The following is a 15,541-nucleotide window of genomic DNA, read 5'->3' on the forward strand; positions in this document are numbered from 1 at the left end:
TTTTGGATCGCGATGCGTCTGGCGGTGATTCACGTCGGCCCGTCATGGAAAATTCACGGAACTTGCCCCGAGAAAGGTCGTTGGCCGCCAATGGCGGGCGTCTCGAAGGATGGCCACAGACAAATTGCCCCCATATGCGATGGCTTTGATGGCGACGGCGAAGCGCAGCCGGCCCGCCCGCGAGAGTGGCAGCAGCGCCTGGTACACATCACTTCAACTCCTCCAGCAGTCTTTGCGCCTCGTCGAGCAGCAGTCGCACCTGTCCCGCCTCGGCTCTGGCCGCTCGCGTGAACAGTCCATGCTTCAGCGCATTCTCGTTTCCCTTCCGGGCGCCGCTTCGCTGCGCGCCTCCATGCATGCGACATCGCTCCTTCCCGTGCCGGGCCGGGGCGCGGCACGTGCCGCCATCGCGCGTCCTCGCGCCGCAGCGAGGGCTCGACTGCATCGGGGCCGTGTTGCGGGCGTGGGCGCCGGTCATGGGTTTGCCCCTTGCCTTGCCTCGCCCGCGCCTGTCTCCGCGACGAGCATGTTCCCATGCTGGGTCACGTTGCCGACGATCGCGCGTCCGCCGTCCTGCACGGACAGGTTTTGCACCGTGATCGCGCGTTCGTCGCTGTTGCGGTGGCGGCTCAGCGCCTCGACCTGGGCAGCGAAGGTGCGGAAGAGCCGGGTCAATGCGCGGGTGACGCTTTCCTGCTGCGGAAGGTCGTCGATGCAGGCGAGCCGGCAGGCGCAACGCATCGCCGCCATATGAACCGAGACCATCTGGGACACCAGCATGGCCTCGATGGAATCCTTCGGCGCGATGCTCCTGATCGTCGAGATCATGAAGGCGAGATTGGCCTCATCGGGCTTCTGTCCGATCGCGCTCGCCTTGACCAATTGCCGGAGCATTCCGTGCAGCGCGTCGCGGTCGACAGCACCGAGCGCCTCGGCCAGCAACCGCTCCCCGGCTTGCGGGTCCGGGTGGCTGATCGCAATGCGGCGCTTGTAGAGCTTGACCCGAGGGTTCGCGGCATCGCCGCTGCGATGGTTTGCCGCAAGCGGCGAGGCGATGTGGCGTTCGAGAGCTGTCGTCATGGGCCGTGTCCTTTGCTGATGCAGGCGCGCACGCGCGAGCGTTCGCCCGTCGCGCGCGGATGCGGATTTCGGAATGTCGATGAAGGGTTTATGCGCAGCCAGGTCGTGACATCCGTGGCCGGGTCGGCGGGGATGCTGACGATGGTTGCGATGGTGACATTATGCCCCTGTTTTGCCCGACGGGTCAAACGTCGTTGCGGAGCGTGCAAGTCCCCGTTCTTTCGCGAGCCGGCTACTGTGCATGGGGTTGTTTTCGCACGTTCTGTTTGCAAGCGGCCTTTGCCTGCCGCGCGGCGGAATGCGGCCGCGCAAACACGATTGCGGAATCCGGCGCGGCCGCTCATCATGGCTGCAGGCGCCGCACCAAGAAAGATGCACGAGCGGCGCGCGAGGTTGGGGAGAGAACGAATGCAACGGATGGCCCGCCTGCTGGCGCTCATCGCCGGACTATCCGCCGCGGCGCTGGCGACTGAGGCGCTCGCGCAGAAATATCCGTCCCGGCCGGTGAAAATCATGGTCGGCTTCAGCGCGGGTGGCCCCGTCGACGTCGTCGCGCGCATCGTCGGCGACCGGCTCGGCAACAAGCTCGGGCAGCCCTTCGTGGTCGAGAACCGCGCCGGCGCCAACGGCATGATCGCCGCCGAAGGCGTCGCGCGTGCGGACGCGGACGGCTACACCATGCTCGCCTGCAACTCATCCACCATCACGCTGAACAAGACGCTGTTCAAGGACATCCGCTACGATCCGGAAAAAGACTTCGCGCCGCTCACCACCGTCGTCTCGGCTCCGCTGGTGCTGGTGGTCAATCCGGAGAATCCCAAGACCGCCGACATCAAGACCGTCGCCGATCTCGTCGCGGCGGCGAAGGCGGCCCCCGGCGCGCTCGCCTACGGCTCGGGCGGCAACGGCAACCTCGCCCATCTCGCCATGGAGCTGCTCGCCCAGAAGGCCGGCATCAAGCTGATCCACGTGCCCTATCGCGGCGGCGCGGCTTCCGAGGTCGGCATCCTCGCGCAGGAGGTCCTGGCGGTGTTCGATCCGCTCTCCGCCGTCCCGCTGGTGAAGGCCGGCAAGCTGCGCGCGCTCGCGGTGTCCTCGGCCGAGCGGCTGCCGGCGCTGCCCGACGTGCCGACCGTCGCGGAGGCCGGCTATCCCGGCTTCGACATCTCGTTCTGGGTCGGCTTCTTCATGCCGAGGGCGACACCCGCGCCGATCCTCCAAACACTGCACCAGGAGATCGTTACTGCTGCGAAGGACCCGGCGGTCGCGGACAAGCTCGGCTCGCAGGGCGTCGTCAGCGTGCTGAGCCCGGCCGACTATGCCGCCAAGATCGCGAAGGAGACGAAGGAGCTTGCAGAGGTCGTCGCTGCCGCGAACATCAAGGCGGAGTAGGGGAGCTGGAGCCACAGGATCTGCTTGCGATAGCCGAGATCGTTCAGCAGCGGCGCGGGATCTCGATGTACGCGGCGCCTATCCGCCGCCCGCGACCTGAGCGAGGCGGTCGAGCAGCGGGCGTTGTCCTGCATTGATCTTCTGGTTCGCCTCTTCGACCGTGAACCATTCGGCGCGGTCGACCTCGGGAAACATTTGTCGCTTCCCGCTTCCCGGTGGCCATTCGATCTCGAACGTGTTGCTGCGAATGCTGCCGACGTCGATATCGAGCTCGGCCGCGAACGCGGTGACGATCTTGCCGCCGCGCTGCCTGATCTGACCAAGCGCGATCAGCGGCATCGTCACCGCAAGTCCCAGCTCCTCGGCAAACTCGCGCCGTGCGGTGATCTCTGCGTCCTCTCCGTCCGCGTATTCGCCCTTCGGGATCGACCATGCGCCGAGATCCTTGTTGCGCCAGAACGGCCCTCCCGGATGCACGAGCAGAACCTCGATAGCGTGGCGCTTGCGATAGGCGATGATCCCGGCGCTCTTGGATGGCATTGCAAGTTCCCTGCAGCCTAGGGTCGGGAAATCCTGGAACCGAGCTTCCCAACGCCGGTTAGTAACCAAAGTTGAACCGGCCAAAGGGAGACAAGCATGATCCGACTGTTAGCATCAACCGCATTGGGACTCGTCTTGGCAAGCGCCGCCTTTGCGCAATCGCCCGGCACGAACACGAAGTCCGAGCAGACGCCGCAATCCCAATCGAGTTCGGCAGCGCCGTCCACCACCTCGCCGTCGGGCGCGGCCAGCACGCAGCAGTCGCAACCGCAGCAATCACCGACGTCAGCGCAGAACACGCAGACCACCACGCCGTCGTCAGGAGCCAACGCCGGCTCCGGCACGTCCAATGCTGCCAACAGCACGGACACCTCCTCGCGGCCGCAAAGCGGGACGGCGAACTCGAGCACGACCGGGAACCAGCCGGCGACGCAACAGAGTGCCAATTCACCGGCAACGAACCAGGCGCAGGATCGGTCCAATCCGCCGCCGAACAACAGCAACCAGGCGCAGCAGGCCCCCAGCGCGACCGGAGCCAATCAGGCTCAGCAGGCGCCCAATGCGCCCGCTACCAATCAGGCGCAGGGTGAGCGGACGGGAACCGGTTCGCAGGCCGCCGCCCAAGGTGACGTCAATCTCAACCGCCAGCAGGAAACCAGGATCAGCGCCTCGATCTCGCACCTGAACGTCCGGCCGCTGACCAACGTCAATTTCTCGCTGAATGTCGGCACGGTGGTGCCGCGCGACATCCAGCTATCGACGCTGCCGCCCGACGTCGTCGAGATCGTGCCGCAATACCGCGGCTACAGCTTCGCGCTGGTGAAGGATCAGATCGTCGTGGTCGATCCTGCGACCTACAAGATCGTGACGGTCCTTCCGTATTCCGGGCAGTCCACCGCCACCACGACCACGCGCGAGCGCAGCGCCAGCAAGTTCTCTGATCGCGATCGGGAAGTGATCCGCAAGCATGCGAGGTCCCGCACCGAGGGACGGAGCGAAGCGCGGACCACCGGCAGCACCGCACGCACCGAGATTCATGTCGGTGACCGCGTCCCCGACACTGTCGACGTCGAGGAATTCCCGAGCACGGTGTACCGGGATGCGCCGGACCTGCGGGAATATCGCTACATCCATCGCGATACGCGGACCTATGTCGTCGAGCCACGCGAACGTCGCGTGATCGAGGAGATCGACTAGCCGCGATGGCAGTTGAAGCCGCTCAACCGAGCGGCTTCTTCATCCGCATCAGCTGGAGGAACGATCGCGCGATGCCACACGGATGGCACGCGCCTTCGCGCTCTTGCCGGCCGCACGCGCCGCAATCATGCTGCGCGCCTTGCCGTGAGCCGAACCGCTCTTGCGCAACAGCGAGGCGAACCGCTTGCGCGCGCGGTTGGCCGAAAGGCGCGCCGCCAGCTGCTCGGCCTTGCGCATGATGGTGATGACCGACGGCGCCAGGTTGACCGGAACCCAGGCGACGTCCTTCGACTTGGACAGGCTGCCGATGCCTTCGCAGGGGGCCTCGCGCGGCAGGTCGATCCTGATTGCGAGGGCCTCCGAACGCTCGGTCCAGTCCTCAGCCCTGGTGCCGGTGATGATGCGGACATAGTCACGTGTCTCGCGCGGCAGCTCGCTTTCCCTGGCGAGCCATTTCTGGATGCGGCCGGGCCCTGCGTTGTAGGCGGCGGCGGCGAGACCGAGATTGCCGAAATCGTCGCGGAGCTTGCGCAGGAACTTTGCCGACGCCGGCAAGGCCTTCATGGCATCGAAGGGATCATCGAGCCCGACTTCGGCGGCTGTCTCCGGCATGAACTGCGCGACACCCTGCGCGCCGGCCTGGCTGACCTCGTTGGAACGAAAGCGGCTCTCCTGCCAGAGCAGGCGCGCGAAGAACGGCACGGGAATGCCGCTGGCCTCAGCCGCTTCCCTCAGCGCGCGGCAGAATTGGTCGGTCGGCGAAGCCGGTGCCTGCACGACGGTTTCGATCGCGCGTGGCGGCTCGATCGTCTCCTCGTAAGCCGCGCGCGCATTCGCGAGCTCGATGGCCTGCACGCTCGCGAGGAAGAGATCGACCAGCGGAACCAGCGAAGGGGCGCGGTCGGACTTCGGAGTGGAATTGTCGAAGCTTGATGGCTGCCAGGAGGGTGGTGAGCCGACGTCGCACATCAGAATCAGGAACGCAGCGCAAGCCGCGACGAGAAATCGCATCTCGGTAAGAGTCCTCGAACTGTGGGGGAACGACCGGCGTCTGCGCCGGTGACGAGGACTTCATTAACCGCAATTGCGGCGAAGCTGCGATTCCGAAGGGCGCCCGGTGTTAATACGGTGTTCCCACGGCTGAACATGGGCGGTTGTCCCGCGGATCTACGGGAACCGTAGCGCTGTCACGCGTCGTGTGCGCAGACTGCAGCGCTTACGCCTTGGGGACATCCTTCCGCATCGCGATCTCGGCAGCATCGCCGGGCGACAGCACGGCCTCGTCGAAGGCGGCCCGCGGCTTCGTCATGATTGCCGGCGCGTCGTAGGCGATCGGCGATACCTCTTTGAACATGCGTCTGGTCCCGGCGTTAAGCTCAGCCGGCAATGAAGGCGAGCAGGGTGCCGTGGGCCTTGGCCGGCGGCACGCAGAGCGCTGCCCCGCTCCGCACCGCGGCTGACCCCAGCGCCTTCTCGGTCGCTGCGAGATCGCCACTGACGAGCACCAGCGCCGCGCCGCCGCGCTCGGAGAGGCCGGCAAGCGGGACGCCGGGATATCGCTTGGCCAGCTGGTCGAGCGTCAGATAGACGAAGTCGGCGCGGTCGCCCCCCGAGGGCACGGTCACCGCGCCATCGGCTTCGGCCTTCGGCTCGCGGTCGATCAGACGCGCGAGGTGCGCGGCGTCCGTCGCCGGCTCGCGCGTTGCGATCAGCGTCTGCTTGATCCGCTTGGCCGCATTGGCGTGTTTCATCAGCTCGGGGATCCACACCGTCTCGCGGGTCTTGTGCTGGCAGGCGAAGATGCGCACGCCACCCGGCGCCTCCGCGGTCGGCCACATGAAGGTGCGGAATTTTGCTGCCGAGATCGTACCGTCAGGCAGCGTCACGGGTCGCTCGAAATCGGTGGGGCCGATCGGCGTCAGTCCGCGCGCGCGGATCTCCTCCGCGCCGGCGGCGCTGTCGATCGCGGTGAAAGCGATGCGCTCGATGCCTTCGCCGTGCCGCTCGACGAAGGCGCGGGCCGGCGCATTGTGCTCGGTTGCCACGAGCACGCCGAGCAGCTCCATATAGTCGGGGTCGAACATGATGGTGTAGTTGCCGGTGCCCATATGTGCGCTGTGCGTGCCGCGCGGGGAGATGGTGAAGCCGAGCTGCCGATAGTTCTCGGCGGCCTTGTCGAGGTCTTTCACCATGACCACGGCGTGGTCGATACCGATGACGTTTTTGAGGGCAAGCCGACTTGGACCGCTGCGTCAGCGGCCGCCGTTCCTGTCTACGCCGGATGGGGGGTCAAGTCATTTTCAATTCGGTGCGAGAAGCGGAATTTCATTCCGCGAAATGCGGCATCGGCGCGCGACGGCCTCAGCGGGCCTGCTCGATATAGGCGGCGAGGATGGCACGCTCCTCGCTGGTCATTTCCGTGATGTTGCCGGGCGGCATCGCATTGGACCATGCGGCGACGCGGCCGATCAGGCGGATGTTGCGATGGATGTGCTCGGGCGCGTCGAGCAGGATGCCCTTCGGTGCGGTGACGATGCCGGCCCAGACCGGCTCGGCCGCGTGGCACATGCTGCAGCGGGACATCACGATCTCCTCGACAGTGGCAACCGTGACCGGCGTCGACAATGCACCGGTCTTCACCTCGCGCGGGCCGGCGGCGGAGAGGAAGAGGATCGCGATCACGCCGATGGTGGCCACGCCCCACACCCACCATGGCGATTTGCGCCCGGCATGACCCTCGTTGAAGAAGTGGCGGATCACCGGTCCCAGCGCCAGGATGATCGCGACGATGATCCAGTTGAATTTTGTCGCGTAAAGCAGGGGATAGTGGTTGCTGATCATCAGGACGACCACGGGCAACGTCAAATAGTTGTTGTGGACCGAGCGCTCCTTGCTGGCCTTGCCGAGCTTCGGATCGGGCGCCTGTCCCGCAATCAGCGCCGCCACGATCTTCTTCTGGTTCGGGATGATCAGCGTGAAGACGTTGGCGACCATGATGGTGCCGATGATCGCGCCGATCTGGTTGAAGGCGCCGCGGCCGCTCAGCACATGGGTGAAGGCATAGGTGAGTGCGACCAGGAGCAGATAGCCGCCGATGGCGAAGGGCAGCTCGCGCTGGGCGAGCCCGGTGCGACAGGCAGCCTCATAGAGCAGCCACGCCAGCGCGAGGCTGAAGAAGCTGAAGAGGCCGGCCTGGAACGGCGTGAGATCGAGGATCGACTTGTCGACCAGGAACAAATCGGCCTCGAGATAATATACCACCACCATCAGCGCGAAGCCGGACAGCCAGGTGGTGTAGGCCTCCCATTTGAACCAGGTCAGCTCGTCCGGCATCTGGCTGGGGGCCACCAGATATTTCATGATCCGGTAGAAGCCGCCGCCATGGACCTGCCACGCCTCGCCCTGCACGCCGTCAGGCAGGTCGGCCTTCGGCTTCAGGCTGAGGTCGAGGGCGATGAAATAGAAGGAACTGCCGATCCAGGCGATCGCCGCCACCACGTGCAGCCAGCGCAGCAGCAGGCTCGCCCATTCCGATATGATGGATCCCCACATGATCACCCCACCAGGTGCGACCTGGACGCCGCTGCTTTGATGACCGCAACCGGCGGCCGCTCCCTTGCAATGTGTTGCACCTATCCGTGGTGTTTTCCAGTACGATAGGCCGGGACGGATGCACATCGTGCGGGCATGAGCTGATGTGGGATGCGGCAGGCGCTTTGCCTGTCGCAGACCCATTGCGGGGTGAGCAACCGCGTTGATGCGTGCGACGTGCTGGCCGGGAGGAAGACGACGTGAAAAACAGGACTTCGACTGCGGCGATGTCTGCGGCGATACTGGTTGCCGCTGGCGCTCGGGCTGAGCCGGTATTGCAGGGCAAGGACGCCTATGGCGATTGGCGGGCCGACAAGCCGGGTACGGTCAGGTTGATCCGGCCGCAGGATCTGGTCAGGCCCGGCGCCACGCGCTCGGTTGCGAGCTCCGCGCGCGTGGTGCCGCGGCCGCCGGATGCCTCGCCGCAAGTGCCTCCGGGTTTCAAGATCGAGCTGTTCGCTGAAAGCCTGCGTGCGCCGCGCATCATACGTGTGGCGCCGAATGGCGATATCTTCGTCGCGGAGACGCGGGCTGGCACCATCCGCGTGCTTCGTGCAGGAGAGGGCGGCAAGGTTGCGACTAGTGAGGTCTATGCCAGCGGCTTGCGACAGCCATTTGGCATCGCCTTCTTCCCGAACGGCGACAATCCGCAATGGGTCTACATCGCCAACACCGACAGCGTCGTCCGCTTTCCCTATCAGCCGGGCGATCTCAAGCCGCGCGGCAAAGTCGAGACGGTCGTTGCAAGCCTGCCGCATGACGGCGGCCATTCTACCCGCGACATCGTCTTCACGCCGGATGGCAAGCGCATGCTGGTGTCGGTGGGGTCGCTCAGCAATGTTGCCGAAGGCATGGGCACCCCGCCGGGAGGGATGGGCGCGTGGTCGAAGACGCAGCCGCTTGGCGCGTCGTGGGCGAGCGAAACGGAGCGCGCCGCGGTGCTGGCCTTCACGCCTGATGGCAAGGAGCGGAAGATCTATGCCAGCGGCATCCGCAACTGCGTCGGCCTTGCGATCCAGCCGCAGACAGGTCTGCCCTGGTGCTCGACCAACGAGCGCGACGGTCTCGGCGACGATCTCGTGCCCGATTACGTGACCAGCGTGAAGGAGGGCGCGTTCTACGGCTGGCCGTGGTTCTATCTCGGCGGCAACCAAGACCCGCGCCACGCGGGCGCGCGCCCGGACCTCAAGGACAAGGTGACGGTGCCCGACGTGCTGATCCAGCCGCACTCGGCCTCGCTCGGCATGGCGTTCTACCAGGGCACGCAGTTTCCGAGCGAGTACCAGGGTGACGCTTTCGCCGCCGAGCACGGCTCCTGGAACAGGTCGAAGCGCACCGGCTACAAGGTGATCCGCATCCGGATCAAGGACGGCAAGCCGACCGGCGAGTATGAGGATTTCGTCACGGGGTTTGTGGTGAGCGACACGGAGGTGTGGGGGAGGCCGGTGGGCGTAGCCATTGCGAAGGATGGATCGCTGCTGGTGTCGGAGGATGGCAACGGCACGATCTGGCGAGTGACATATTCACGCTGAGCGCGCCTGCTCGCCTCTCCCGCGTGCGGGGAGAGGCCGACGCGCGCAGCGCGGCGGGTGAGGGGGACTCTCCACGAGTCCATCTGCCACCGTCCTCGCGGAGACTCCCCCCGCCCCAACCCTCTCCCCGCAGGCGGGGAGAGGGAGAGTAACGAACTACCCTCGCCTCACACTCGCGCCACCATCCACCGGCAGCGTCACGCCCGTGATGAAGTTCGCCTCATCCGACGCCAAGAACAGCGCGGCGTTCGCGACGTCCCATCCCGTGCCCATCTTCCTGCGCAGCGGCACCTTGCTGTCGCGTTCGGCCTCGACCTCCGCGCGGGTCTTGTGCCATTCGCGGGCGCGGGTATCGACCGCCATCGGTGTGTTCATCAGGCCGGGCAGGATGACGTTGGCGCGGATGCCGTATTCGGCGTTCTGGTAGGCGAGCTGTTCGGTGAAGGCGATCATCGCCGATTTGGTCGCCTTGTAGGCGACGTAAGGATAGGTGGTGATCGCCGCCATGGAGGAGATGTTGATGATGGCGCCACTCTTTTGCGCGCGCATGATCGGGATCACCTCTTTCGCCGCCAGGATGCAGCTCTTCAGATTGATGGCCACGACGCGGTCGAATGCCTCCTCGGTCAGCTGCAGCAATTCGGCATCGCCGCCGGAGAGACTCACGCCGACATTGTTGTGCAGCACGTCGATCCGGCCCCAGCGCGTTTGCGCGTCATTAATCATCGCCTTGATGTCGGCGGCCTTCGTCACGTCGGCCTTGAAGGCGGCGGCGGTACCGCCTTTTGCGGTTATCATCGCAACCGTTTCCTGCGCCGAGTCCAGGTGGTGATCGACGCACAGCACCCTGGCGCCTTCGCGCGCGAAGGTCAGCGCGGTGGCGCGGCCATTGCCCATGCCTTCGCCGGGGCTCTGGCCGGCGCCGACGACGATGGCAACCTTGTCCTTCAAGCGCATCTCAGCTCCCTCCCTGGATCGGTCCATCTCATTGTTTTCGTGCAGATTAGCAATGGCCCCGACCGGCGAGAAGGGCGCCGCTCCCGGGTTCATGTCATTGACATCACATGCAATTGCATGCTGCGGCGGGCTCAACGGGCATGGCTGCCCTTGCGGTTCAGGAACCGTTCCGAAGTCGCGGCGTTTGTTGCGGAGCCTTTTCCGCGCTAGGCTCCCTCCTGGGGCTTCCCAATCGCCAGTGGCTTGCCGATGAATCTGCTCGACCCACAAGGGCCCGTGGCTGCGGCCAACAGCACCATCCTGGTCGATTCCGTCTTCATCATGCTCGTGATCGTGGTCCCGACCATCGTCGCGATCCTGGCCTTTGCGTTCTGGTTTCGCGCATCCAATACAAAAGCGCGCTTCCAGCCGGACTTCGTCTATTCCGGCCGCGTCGAAATGGTGGTGTGGTCCATACCTGCGCTGACCGTCATCCTGCTCGGCGGTGTCGCCTGGATCGGCTCGCACCAGCTCGATCCCGCTGCGCCCGTGCCGGGGACCGGCAGTCCGGTGCGTATCCAGGCCGTCTCGCTCGACTGGAAATGGCTGTTCATCTACCCGGACCAGCGCATCGCGACCGTCAACACGCTGACGGTGCCGGCCGGCGCGGAGCTGAATTTTCAGCTGACGTCGTCGAGCGTGATGAACACGTTCTTCATCCCGCAGCTCGGCAGCATGATCTACACCATGAACGGGATGGTGACGCGGCTGAACCTGCGCGCGGACAATGAAGGCAAGTTGCAGGGCCTGTCGGCGCATTTCTCCGGCGACGGTTTTCCCCACATGATGTTCGACGTCAACGTGATCTCGCCGCTGGCGTTTCCCGACTGGGTCGCGACCACGGCGAAGAGCGATGCCGTGCTGAACGAGGCCAGCTACAAGACATTGATGCAGCAGGGCATCGAGCGGGCCCGGCCGACCTATCGCCTGGAAGATCCCCGCCTGTTCGACCTGATCGCGACCCAGCACATTCCCCCAGGTCCTGGACCGGAGCTCGCATCCGGGGCCGGCCGGCCGCACAGTGGAGGCCACGATGCTCGGTAAGCTCGACTGGTCGGCCATTCCGTTCGATCAGCCCATTCCGCTCGTCGCCGGCGCGGTGGTGCTGGTTGCGATCCTCGCCGTGCTGATCTGGGTCGTGGTGAAGGGGCATCTGCCCTATCTCTGGCATGAATGGATCACCAGCGTCGATCACAAGCGCATCGGCGTCATGTACATCCTGCTGGCCTCGGTGATGCTGCTGCGCGGCGGCAGCGACGCCATCATGATGCGGATCCAGCAGGCGGTCGCCTTCCAGTCGCAAGGCTATCTGCCGCCGGAGCACTACAACCAGATCTTTTCCGCGCACGGCACCATCATGATCTTCTTCGTGGCGATGCCGTTCGTGATCGGGCTGATGAACCTCGTCGTGCCGCTCCAGCTCGGCGTCCGCGACGTCGCGTTCCCGACTCTCAATTCGGTCGGCTTCTGGCTGACCGCGACCGGCGCGCTGCTGGTCAATGTCTCGCTGGTGGTCGGCGAGTTCGCGCGCACCGGCTGGCTCGCCTTTCCGCCGCTCTCCGGGCTGTCCTATTCACCCGGCGTCGGCGTCGACTATTACGCCTGGTCGCTGCAGATCTCGGGCGTCGGCACGCTGGTCGCCGGCATCAACCTCGTCACGACTGTGCTGAAGCTGCGCACAAGGGGCATGAACTATCTGCGCATGCCGATGTTCTGCTGGACCACGCTGGCCTCGAACCTCCTGATCGTCGCCGCGTTTCCGATCCTCACCGCGACGCTCGCGATGCTGCTGCTCGATCGTTACCTCGGCTTCCACTTCTTCACCAACGAAGCCGGCGGCAACGTCATGATGTTCATGAATTTGATCTGGGCCTGGGGGCATCCGGAGGTCTACATCCTCGTGCTGCCGGCCTTCGGCATCTTCTCCGAGGTAGTCTCGACCTTCTCGGGCAAGGCGCTGTTCGGCTACCGCTCGATGGTGCTTGCGACCATGGCGATCTGCGTCGTCTCCTTCATGGTCTGGCTGCACCATTTCTTCACGATGGGGGCCGGGCCGGACGTGAATGCCATCTTCGGCATCGCCAGCATGATCATCGCGATACCGACCGGCGTGAAGATCTACAACTGGCTGTTCACGATGTATGGGGGCCGAATCCGCTTCGCGACGCCGATGCTGTGGTCGGTTGGCTTCATGGTCACCTTCATCATCGGCGGCTTGACGGGCGTGCTGGTCGCCGTGCCGCCGGCGGACTTCATGCTCCACAACAGCATGTTCCTGGTAGCGCACTTCCACAACGTCATCATCGGCGGCGTGCTGTTCGGGGCCTTCGCCGGCTTCGAATACTGGTTTCCGAAGGCGTTCGGTTTCCGCCTCGACGAGCGCTGGGGCAAGGCCGCGTTCTGGCTCACCTTCACAGGCTTCTACATCACCTTCATGCCGCTCTACATCGCCGGCATGCTCGGCATGACCCGGCGCCTGCAGCATTATGACGTCGCGGCCTGGCGGCCCTGGATGATCGTCGCGGCAATCGGCATGGCCGTGCTGAGCATCGGGGTGATCTGCCAGATCATGCAGCTCGTGGTCAGCATCCGCAATCGCGAGGCGCTGCGCGATCGCACCGGCGATCCCTGGGACGGCCGCTCGCTGGAATGGGCGACGTCCTCGCCGCCGCCGGTGTTCAATTTTGCCTTCCATCCCGATGTTCGCGGTGAGGATGCCTATTGGGATATGAAGACCCGCGCCCAGCAGCAATCGCTCGAGCATGACGTGCCCGAGTACCAGGACATCGAGATGCCCCGGAACTCGCCGACCGGGTTCGTCTGTGCGTTCTTTGCCACCATCATGGGCTTTGCGCTGATCTGGCACATCTGGTGGATGGTGATCCTGGGCGGCCTCGGCGCGTTCGCGACCTTCGTCGTGTTCGCCTGGCGCGACCATGACGAATACGTCATTCCCGCCGAGGAGGTCGCCCGGATCGATCGCGTCAATCTCGAGGAGCGGCGCAGCCTCGTCAGCATGGCGGGAGCGGTCTGATGTCGATGACAGCAGCCGTCGGTCATGCGCACGCCGATCCCCATCACATCGGCATCGTCATCGAGCATCCCGGGCCCGCATCGAAGCGGATCGTCACTGCCTACGGTTTCTGGGTCTTCCTGCTTTCCGACATCGTGATGTTCTCCTGCTTCTTCGCGGCTTATGCCGTGCTTTCCGGCCAGACCGCGGATGGCCCGAAGGGCTCGGAAATCTTCGAGCAGCGGAACGTCGCGATCGAGACAGTCTGCCTGCTACTCTCGAGCTTCACCTGCGGGATGGCCAGCATCGCCGCCGACGTGCGCAACCGGTTCTGGTTCTATCTCGGCATGGCCGTGACCTGCGTGCTCGGCGTGATCTTCCTCGTCATCGAATTCCGCGAATTCGCCGATCTCGTCGCGCGCGGCTATGGCCCCTCGCGCAGCGCCTTCCTGACGTCGTTCTTCTCGCTGGTCGGCTGCCACGGCCTGCACGTCTCGGCCGGCGTGCTCTGGCTGCTCACCATGATGGCCCAGGTCTTCGCAAAGGGTTTTCGCGCCGACGTGTTGCGGCGGATGATGTGCTTTGCGCTGTTCTGGCACGCGCTAGACATCATCTGGGTCGGAGTATTCTCCGTCGTCTACCTGCTTGGGGGTGCCGCATGAGCGATCAGACCCATATTCCGACCGGGCACGATCTCGCGCCGGGCGAGGAAGAGCAGCATAGCGTCGGTGAGCGGATCCTGGGTTACGTCGTCGGCCTTGTGCTCGCGCTGTTGCTCACGGCGACGTCGTTCTTCATTGCCGGCACCGATCTGGTCTGGCAGCCTTCGATCCCGGTCGCGCTGATCGTTCTGGCGATCGCGCAGATGGGCGTGCATCTGGTGTTTTTCCTGCACATCACCACGGGGCCTGATAACACCAACAACGTGCTGGCGCTGGCCTTCGGGCTGCTGGTCGTCTTCCTGGTGGTCGGCGGCACGGTCTGGATCATGTCCCATCTGAACGGCAACATGCCGCCGATGGACCAGATCATGCGGATGCGAACGTAGGGACCCCCAAAAAGAAGAGCCGCTTGTTGTGACAAGCGGCCCAAGTCTAGGGAGGAAACGCCCGAGCAAAGACAATCCGATGAGGATCGTCTGCCAAGGAAGCGCTCGCGCAAAGCGCGTGCGCACTTTGATAAGTGCAGCAACTCCCGCCGAAGTTCAATTCCGGAGCAATACGGTCTCGGACTACCACTCACGCGTGCGTGAAGCCAATGATTCACTTTGGCCGGCGGCAATTGTAGGCCTTGCGGAAGCCTGCGGCCTGGGCGTCGTCCTCGGAGCAGAACCAGCGGTCTGGCTTGGTGGTCGCCGGATAGCTCGGGCATCCCCGCAAATGATAGATGCCGATATTGCCGGTGACGTGCGCACGCACCGCGAGCTTGCCCTTGATGCTGCAGCTCGGCGGCATCGTCAGCTCGTCCGGAAACAGCACGGCGCGGATCTCCTTGTCGCGGTCGGCGCGGCAGGCGGCGCCCAGCAGCGCACCGTCTCTCTTGCCGCTGCGGAATTCTTGCGGTGCAACAAAGCAGCCTTTCCAGATCCCGGTCGAGGCCGTCTTCGCCTCGGTCGCCGCCGGCTTGACGTTGGCCTTGATCGGTTCGCGGGCGATGGCATAGCCGAGCTTGACCAATTGCTCGTTCAAGGTCGCCTTGTCACCCTCGGCCGTGCAGATGGCGCGGTGGCGCTTGCCAAAGCTCTTTTCCGGCCCGACATCGTCGCAGCGCACGGAGCGCTTGTTGATCAGCTTCGTCAGCTGGTCGCGGGCCTCGATGCCGCAGGTCCAGGGATCGGCGTGATCGTCGATGCAGACCTGGTCCAGCTCGGGCGCGTCGACACCGTCGAGCCGGTAGGTGACGTCGCCGAGCTGAATCGAGTTGCCGTCGCGGACCGTCGCAGCGGCGGTCAGGGCGGAGGCGGGGCTCGAAGTGCCCGCAAAGCCGGACAAGGCGCAAAACAAAACGAGCGTAAAAGCGCGGGCGGCGGCAAAGAAAATTCGGAACGACATAAGGTCTCGCTATCGATGGCTCGTGCGCCCTGTTCCTAGCATCCGGACGTGGCGATACCAATGGTCTGCGCCCTGCGAAGTGCGACATTCCGGCCGCGCAGCTTTACTCGGCCGAGGCTCTCCCCCTATCGTTCGCCGGCCTCGCGGGC

At 64.9% G+C, this 15,541-nt stretch carries 16 protein-coding genes; 7 read left to right on the plus strand and 9 right to left on the minus strand.

What is annotated here, in order from left to right; all coding sequences use genetic code 11:
- Window positions 1–208 precede the first annotated feature (208 nt).
- Both ACNJYB_RS11005 and ACNJYB_RS11010 read right to left on the minus strand, forming a co-directional pair.
- Window positions 209–478 (minus strand): HGGxSTG domain-containing protein, encoded by a 270-nt coding sequence (locus ACNJYB_RS11005; protein WP_439373973.1) that lies wholly within the window; start codon window positions 476–478, stop codon window positions 209–211.
- A complete protein-coding gene (locus ACNJYB_RS11010; protein ID WP_439373974.1) occupies window positions 475–1,080 on the minus strand; it encodes a hypothetical protein in 606 nt (201 codons plus the stop codon). Before ACNJYB_RS11010 ends, ACNJYB_RS11005 begins: the two co-directional genes overlap by 4 nt.
- Before the next feature lie 408 nt (window positions 1,081–1,488).
- On the opposite strand from ACNJYB_RS11010, the gene ACNJYB_RS11015 reads away from it, so the two are divergent.
- A complete protein-coding gene (locus ACNJYB_RS11015) occupies window positions 1,489–2,472 on the plus strand; it encodes a Bug family tripartite tricarboxylate transporter substrate binding protein (protein ID WP_439373975.1) in 984 nt (327 codons plus the stop codon).
- 78 nt (window positions 2,473–2,550) lie between these two features.
- Here ACNJYB_RS11015 and ACNJYB_RS11020 read toward each other — a convergent pair whose 3' ends face one another.
- Window positions 2,551–3,012 carry an NUDIX domain-containing protein gene (locus tag ACNJYB_RS11020; protein WP_439373976.1) on the minus strand — a complete coding sequence of 154 codons (462 nt, stop codon included), beginning with the start codon at window positions 3,010–3,012 and terminating at the stop codon, window positions 2,551–2,553.
- A gap of 96 nt (window positions 3,013–3,108) precedes the next feature.
- On the opposite strand from ACNJYB_RS11020, the gene ACNJYB_RS11025 reads away from it, so the two are divergent.
- A complete protein-coding gene (locus ACNJYB_RS11025) occupies window positions 3,109–4,209 on the plus strand; it encodes a DUF1236 domain-containing protein (protein WP_439373977.1) in 1,101 nt (366 codons plus the stop codon).
- Window positions 4,210–4,257: 48 nt separating this feature from the next.
- Here ACNJYB_RS11025 and ACNJYB_RS11030 read toward each other — a convergent pair whose 3' ends face one another.
- From ACNJYB_RS11030 to ACNJYB_RS11045, 4 genes are all read right to left on the minus strand, one after another.
- Window positions 4,258–5,220: a lytic transglycosylase domain-containing protein gene (locus ACNJYB_RS11030; RefSeq protein ID WP_439373978.1), complete on the minus strand. Its 963-nt coding sequence runs from the start codon at window positions 5,218–5,220 to the stop codon at window positions 4,258–4,260.
- A 205-nt stretch (window positions 5,221–5,425) separates the two neighbouring features.
- Entirely contained in the window at window positions 5,426–5,563 is a 138-nt protein-coding gene (locus tag ACNJYB_RS11035; RefSeq protein ID WP_439373979.1) for a hypothetical protein, read from the minus strand.
- 22 nt (window positions 5,564–5,585) lie between these two features.
- Window positions 5,586–6,401, minus strand: a complete 816-nt coding sequence (locus tag ACNJYB_RS11040) for a VOC family protein (protein WP_439375528.1) — start codon at window positions 6,399–6,401, stop codon at window positions 5,586–5,588.
- 169 nt (window positions 6,402–6,570) lie between these two features.
- On the minus strand, window positions 6,571–7,761 hold the full coding sequence (locus ACNJYB_RS11045; RefSeq protein WP_439373980.1) for a urate hydroxylase PuuD: 1,191 nt from the start codon (window positions 7,759–7,761) through the stop codon (window positions 6,571–6,573).
- Between the two features lie 239 nt (window positions 7,762–8,000).
- On the opposite strand from ACNJYB_RS11045, the gene ACNJYB_RS11050 reads away from it, so the two are divergent.
- Window positions 8,001–9,332 carry a PQQ-dependent sugar dehydrogenase gene (locus ACNJYB_RS11050; protein ID WP_439373981.1) on the plus strand — a complete coding sequence of 444 codons (1,332 nt, stop codon included), beginning with the start codon at window positions 8,001–8,003 and terminating at the stop codon, window positions 9,330–9,332.
- Window positions 9,333–9,488: 156 nt separating this feature from the next.
- On the opposite strand, the gene ACNJYB_RS11055 is transcribed toward ACNJYB_RS11050, so the two are convergent.
- Entirely contained in the window at window positions 9,489–10,289 is an 801-nt protein-coding gene (locus tag ACNJYB_RS11055) for an SDR family NAD(P)-dependent oxidoreductase (RefSeq protein WP_439373982.1), read from the minus strand.
- Between the two features lie 249 nt (window positions 10,290–10,538).
- On the opposite strand from ACNJYB_RS11055, the gene ACNJYB_RS11060 reads away from it, so the two are divergent.
- Genes ACNJYB_RS11060 through cyoD form a run of 4 tightly spaced genes read left to right on the plus strand, consistent with a single transcriptional unit; the run spans window position 10,539 to window position 14,389 of the window.
- Window positions 10,539–11,372, plus strand: coding sequence for a cytochrome ubiquinol oxidase subunit II (locus tag ACNJYB_RS11060; RefSeq protein ID WP_439373983.1), 834 nt, complete (start codon window positions 10,539–10,541; stop codon window positions 11,370–11,372).
- Window positions 11,362–13,362, plus strand: a complete 2,001-nt coding sequence (cyoB, locus tag ACNJYB_RS11065) for a cytochrome o ubiquinol oxidase subunit I (RefSeq protein WP_439373984.1) — start codon at window positions 11,362–11,364, stop codon at window positions 13,360–13,362. The genes ACNJYB_RS11060 and cyoB overlap by 11 nt, the downstream gene beginning before the upstream one ends.
- Complete coding sequence (locus tag ACNJYB_RS11070; protein ID WP_439373985.1) at window positions 13,362–14,003, plus strand: cytochrome (ubi)quinol oxidase subunit III; 642 nt, start codon at window positions 13,362–13,364, stop codon at window positions 14,001–14,003. The genes cyoB and ACNJYB_RS11070 overlap by 1 nt, the downstream gene beginning before the upstream one ends.
- Window positions 14,000–14,389, plus strand: coding sequence for a cytochrome o ubiquinol oxidase subunit IV (cyoD, locus tag ACNJYB_RS11075; protein ID WP_018646144.1), 390 nt, complete (start codon window positions 14,000–14,002; stop codon window positions 14,387–14,389). The genes ACNJYB_RS11070 and cyoD overlap by 4 nt, the downstream gene beginning before the upstream one ends.
- 214 nt (window positions 14,390–14,603) lie before the next feature.
- Here cyoD and ACNJYB_RS11080 read toward each other — a convergent pair whose 3' ends face one another.
- Window positions 14,604–15,392, minus strand: coding sequence for a thermonuclease family protein (locus tag ACNJYB_RS11080; protein WP_439373986.1), 789 nt, complete (start codon window positions 15,390–15,392; stop codon window positions 14,604–14,606).
- Window positions 15,393–15,541: the final 149 nt, after the last annotated feature.

This window comes from Bradyrhizobium sp. SMVTL-02 (assembly GCF_051853005.1).
GTDB lineage: Bacteria > Pseudomonadota > Alphaproteobacteria > Rhizobiales > Xanthobacteraceae > Bradyrhizobium.

Coding starts and splice junctions, on each gene's coding strand:
- ACNJYB_RS11005 (WP_439373973.1), bottom strand. CDS start 478: ATGACCGGCGCCCACGCCCGCAACACGGCCCCGATGCAGTCGAGCCCT.
- ACNJYB_RS11010 (WP_439373974.1), bottom strand. CDS start 1,080: ATGACGACAGCTCTCGAACGCCACATCGCCTCGCCGCTTGCGGCAAAC.
- ACNJYB_RS11015 (WP_439373975.1), top strand. CDS start 1,489: ATGCAACGGATGGCCCGCCTGCTGGCGCTCATCGCCGGACTATCCGCC.
- ACNJYB_RS11020 (WP_439373976.1), bottom strand. CDS start 3,012: ATGCCATCCAAGAGCGCCGGGATCATCGCCTATCGCAAGCGCCACGCT.
- ACNJYB_RS11025 (WP_439373977.1), top strand. CDS start 3,109: ATGATCCGACTGTTAGCATCAACCGCATTGGGACTCGTCTTGGCAAGC.
- ACNJYB_RS11030 (WP_439373978.1), bottom strand. CDS start 5,220: ATGCGATTTCTCGTCGCGGCTTGCGCTGCGTTCCTGATTCTGATGTGC.
- ACNJYB_RS11035 (WP_439373979.1), bottom strand. CDS start 5,563: ATGTTCAAAGAGGTATCGCCGATCGCCTACGACGCGCCGGCAATCATG.
- ACNJYB_RS11040 (WP_439375528.1), bottom strand. CDS start 6,401: ATGGTGAAAGACCTCGACAAGGCCGCCGAGAACTATCGGCAGCTCGGC.
- ACNJYB_RS11045 (WP_439373980.1), bottom strand. CDS start 7,761: ATGTGGGGATCCATCATATCGGAATGGGCGAGCCTGCTGCTGCGCTGG.
- ACNJYB_RS11055 (WP_439373982.1), bottom strand. CDS start 10,289: ATGCGCTTGAAGGACAAGGTTGCCATCGTCGTCGGCGCCGGCCAGAGC.
- ACNJYB_RS11060 (WP_439373983.1), top strand. CDS start 10,539: ATGAATCTGCTCGACCCACAAGGGCCCGTGGCTGCGGCCAACAGCACC.
- cyoB (WP_439373984.1), top strand. CDS start 11,362: ATGCTCGGTAAGCTCGACTGGTCGGCCATTCCGTTCGATCAGCCCATT.
- ACNJYB_RS11070 (WP_439373985.1), top strand. CDS start 13,362: ATGTCGATGACAGCAGCCGTCGGTCATGCGCACGCCGATCCCCATCAC.
- cyoD (WP_018646144.1), top strand. CDS start 14,000: ATGAGCGATCAGACCCATATTCCGACCGGGCACGATCTCGCGCCGGGC.
- ACNJYB_RS11080 (WP_439373986.1), bottom strand. CDS start 15,392: ATGTCGTTCCGAATTTTCTTTGCCGCCGCCCGCGCTTTTACGCTCGTT.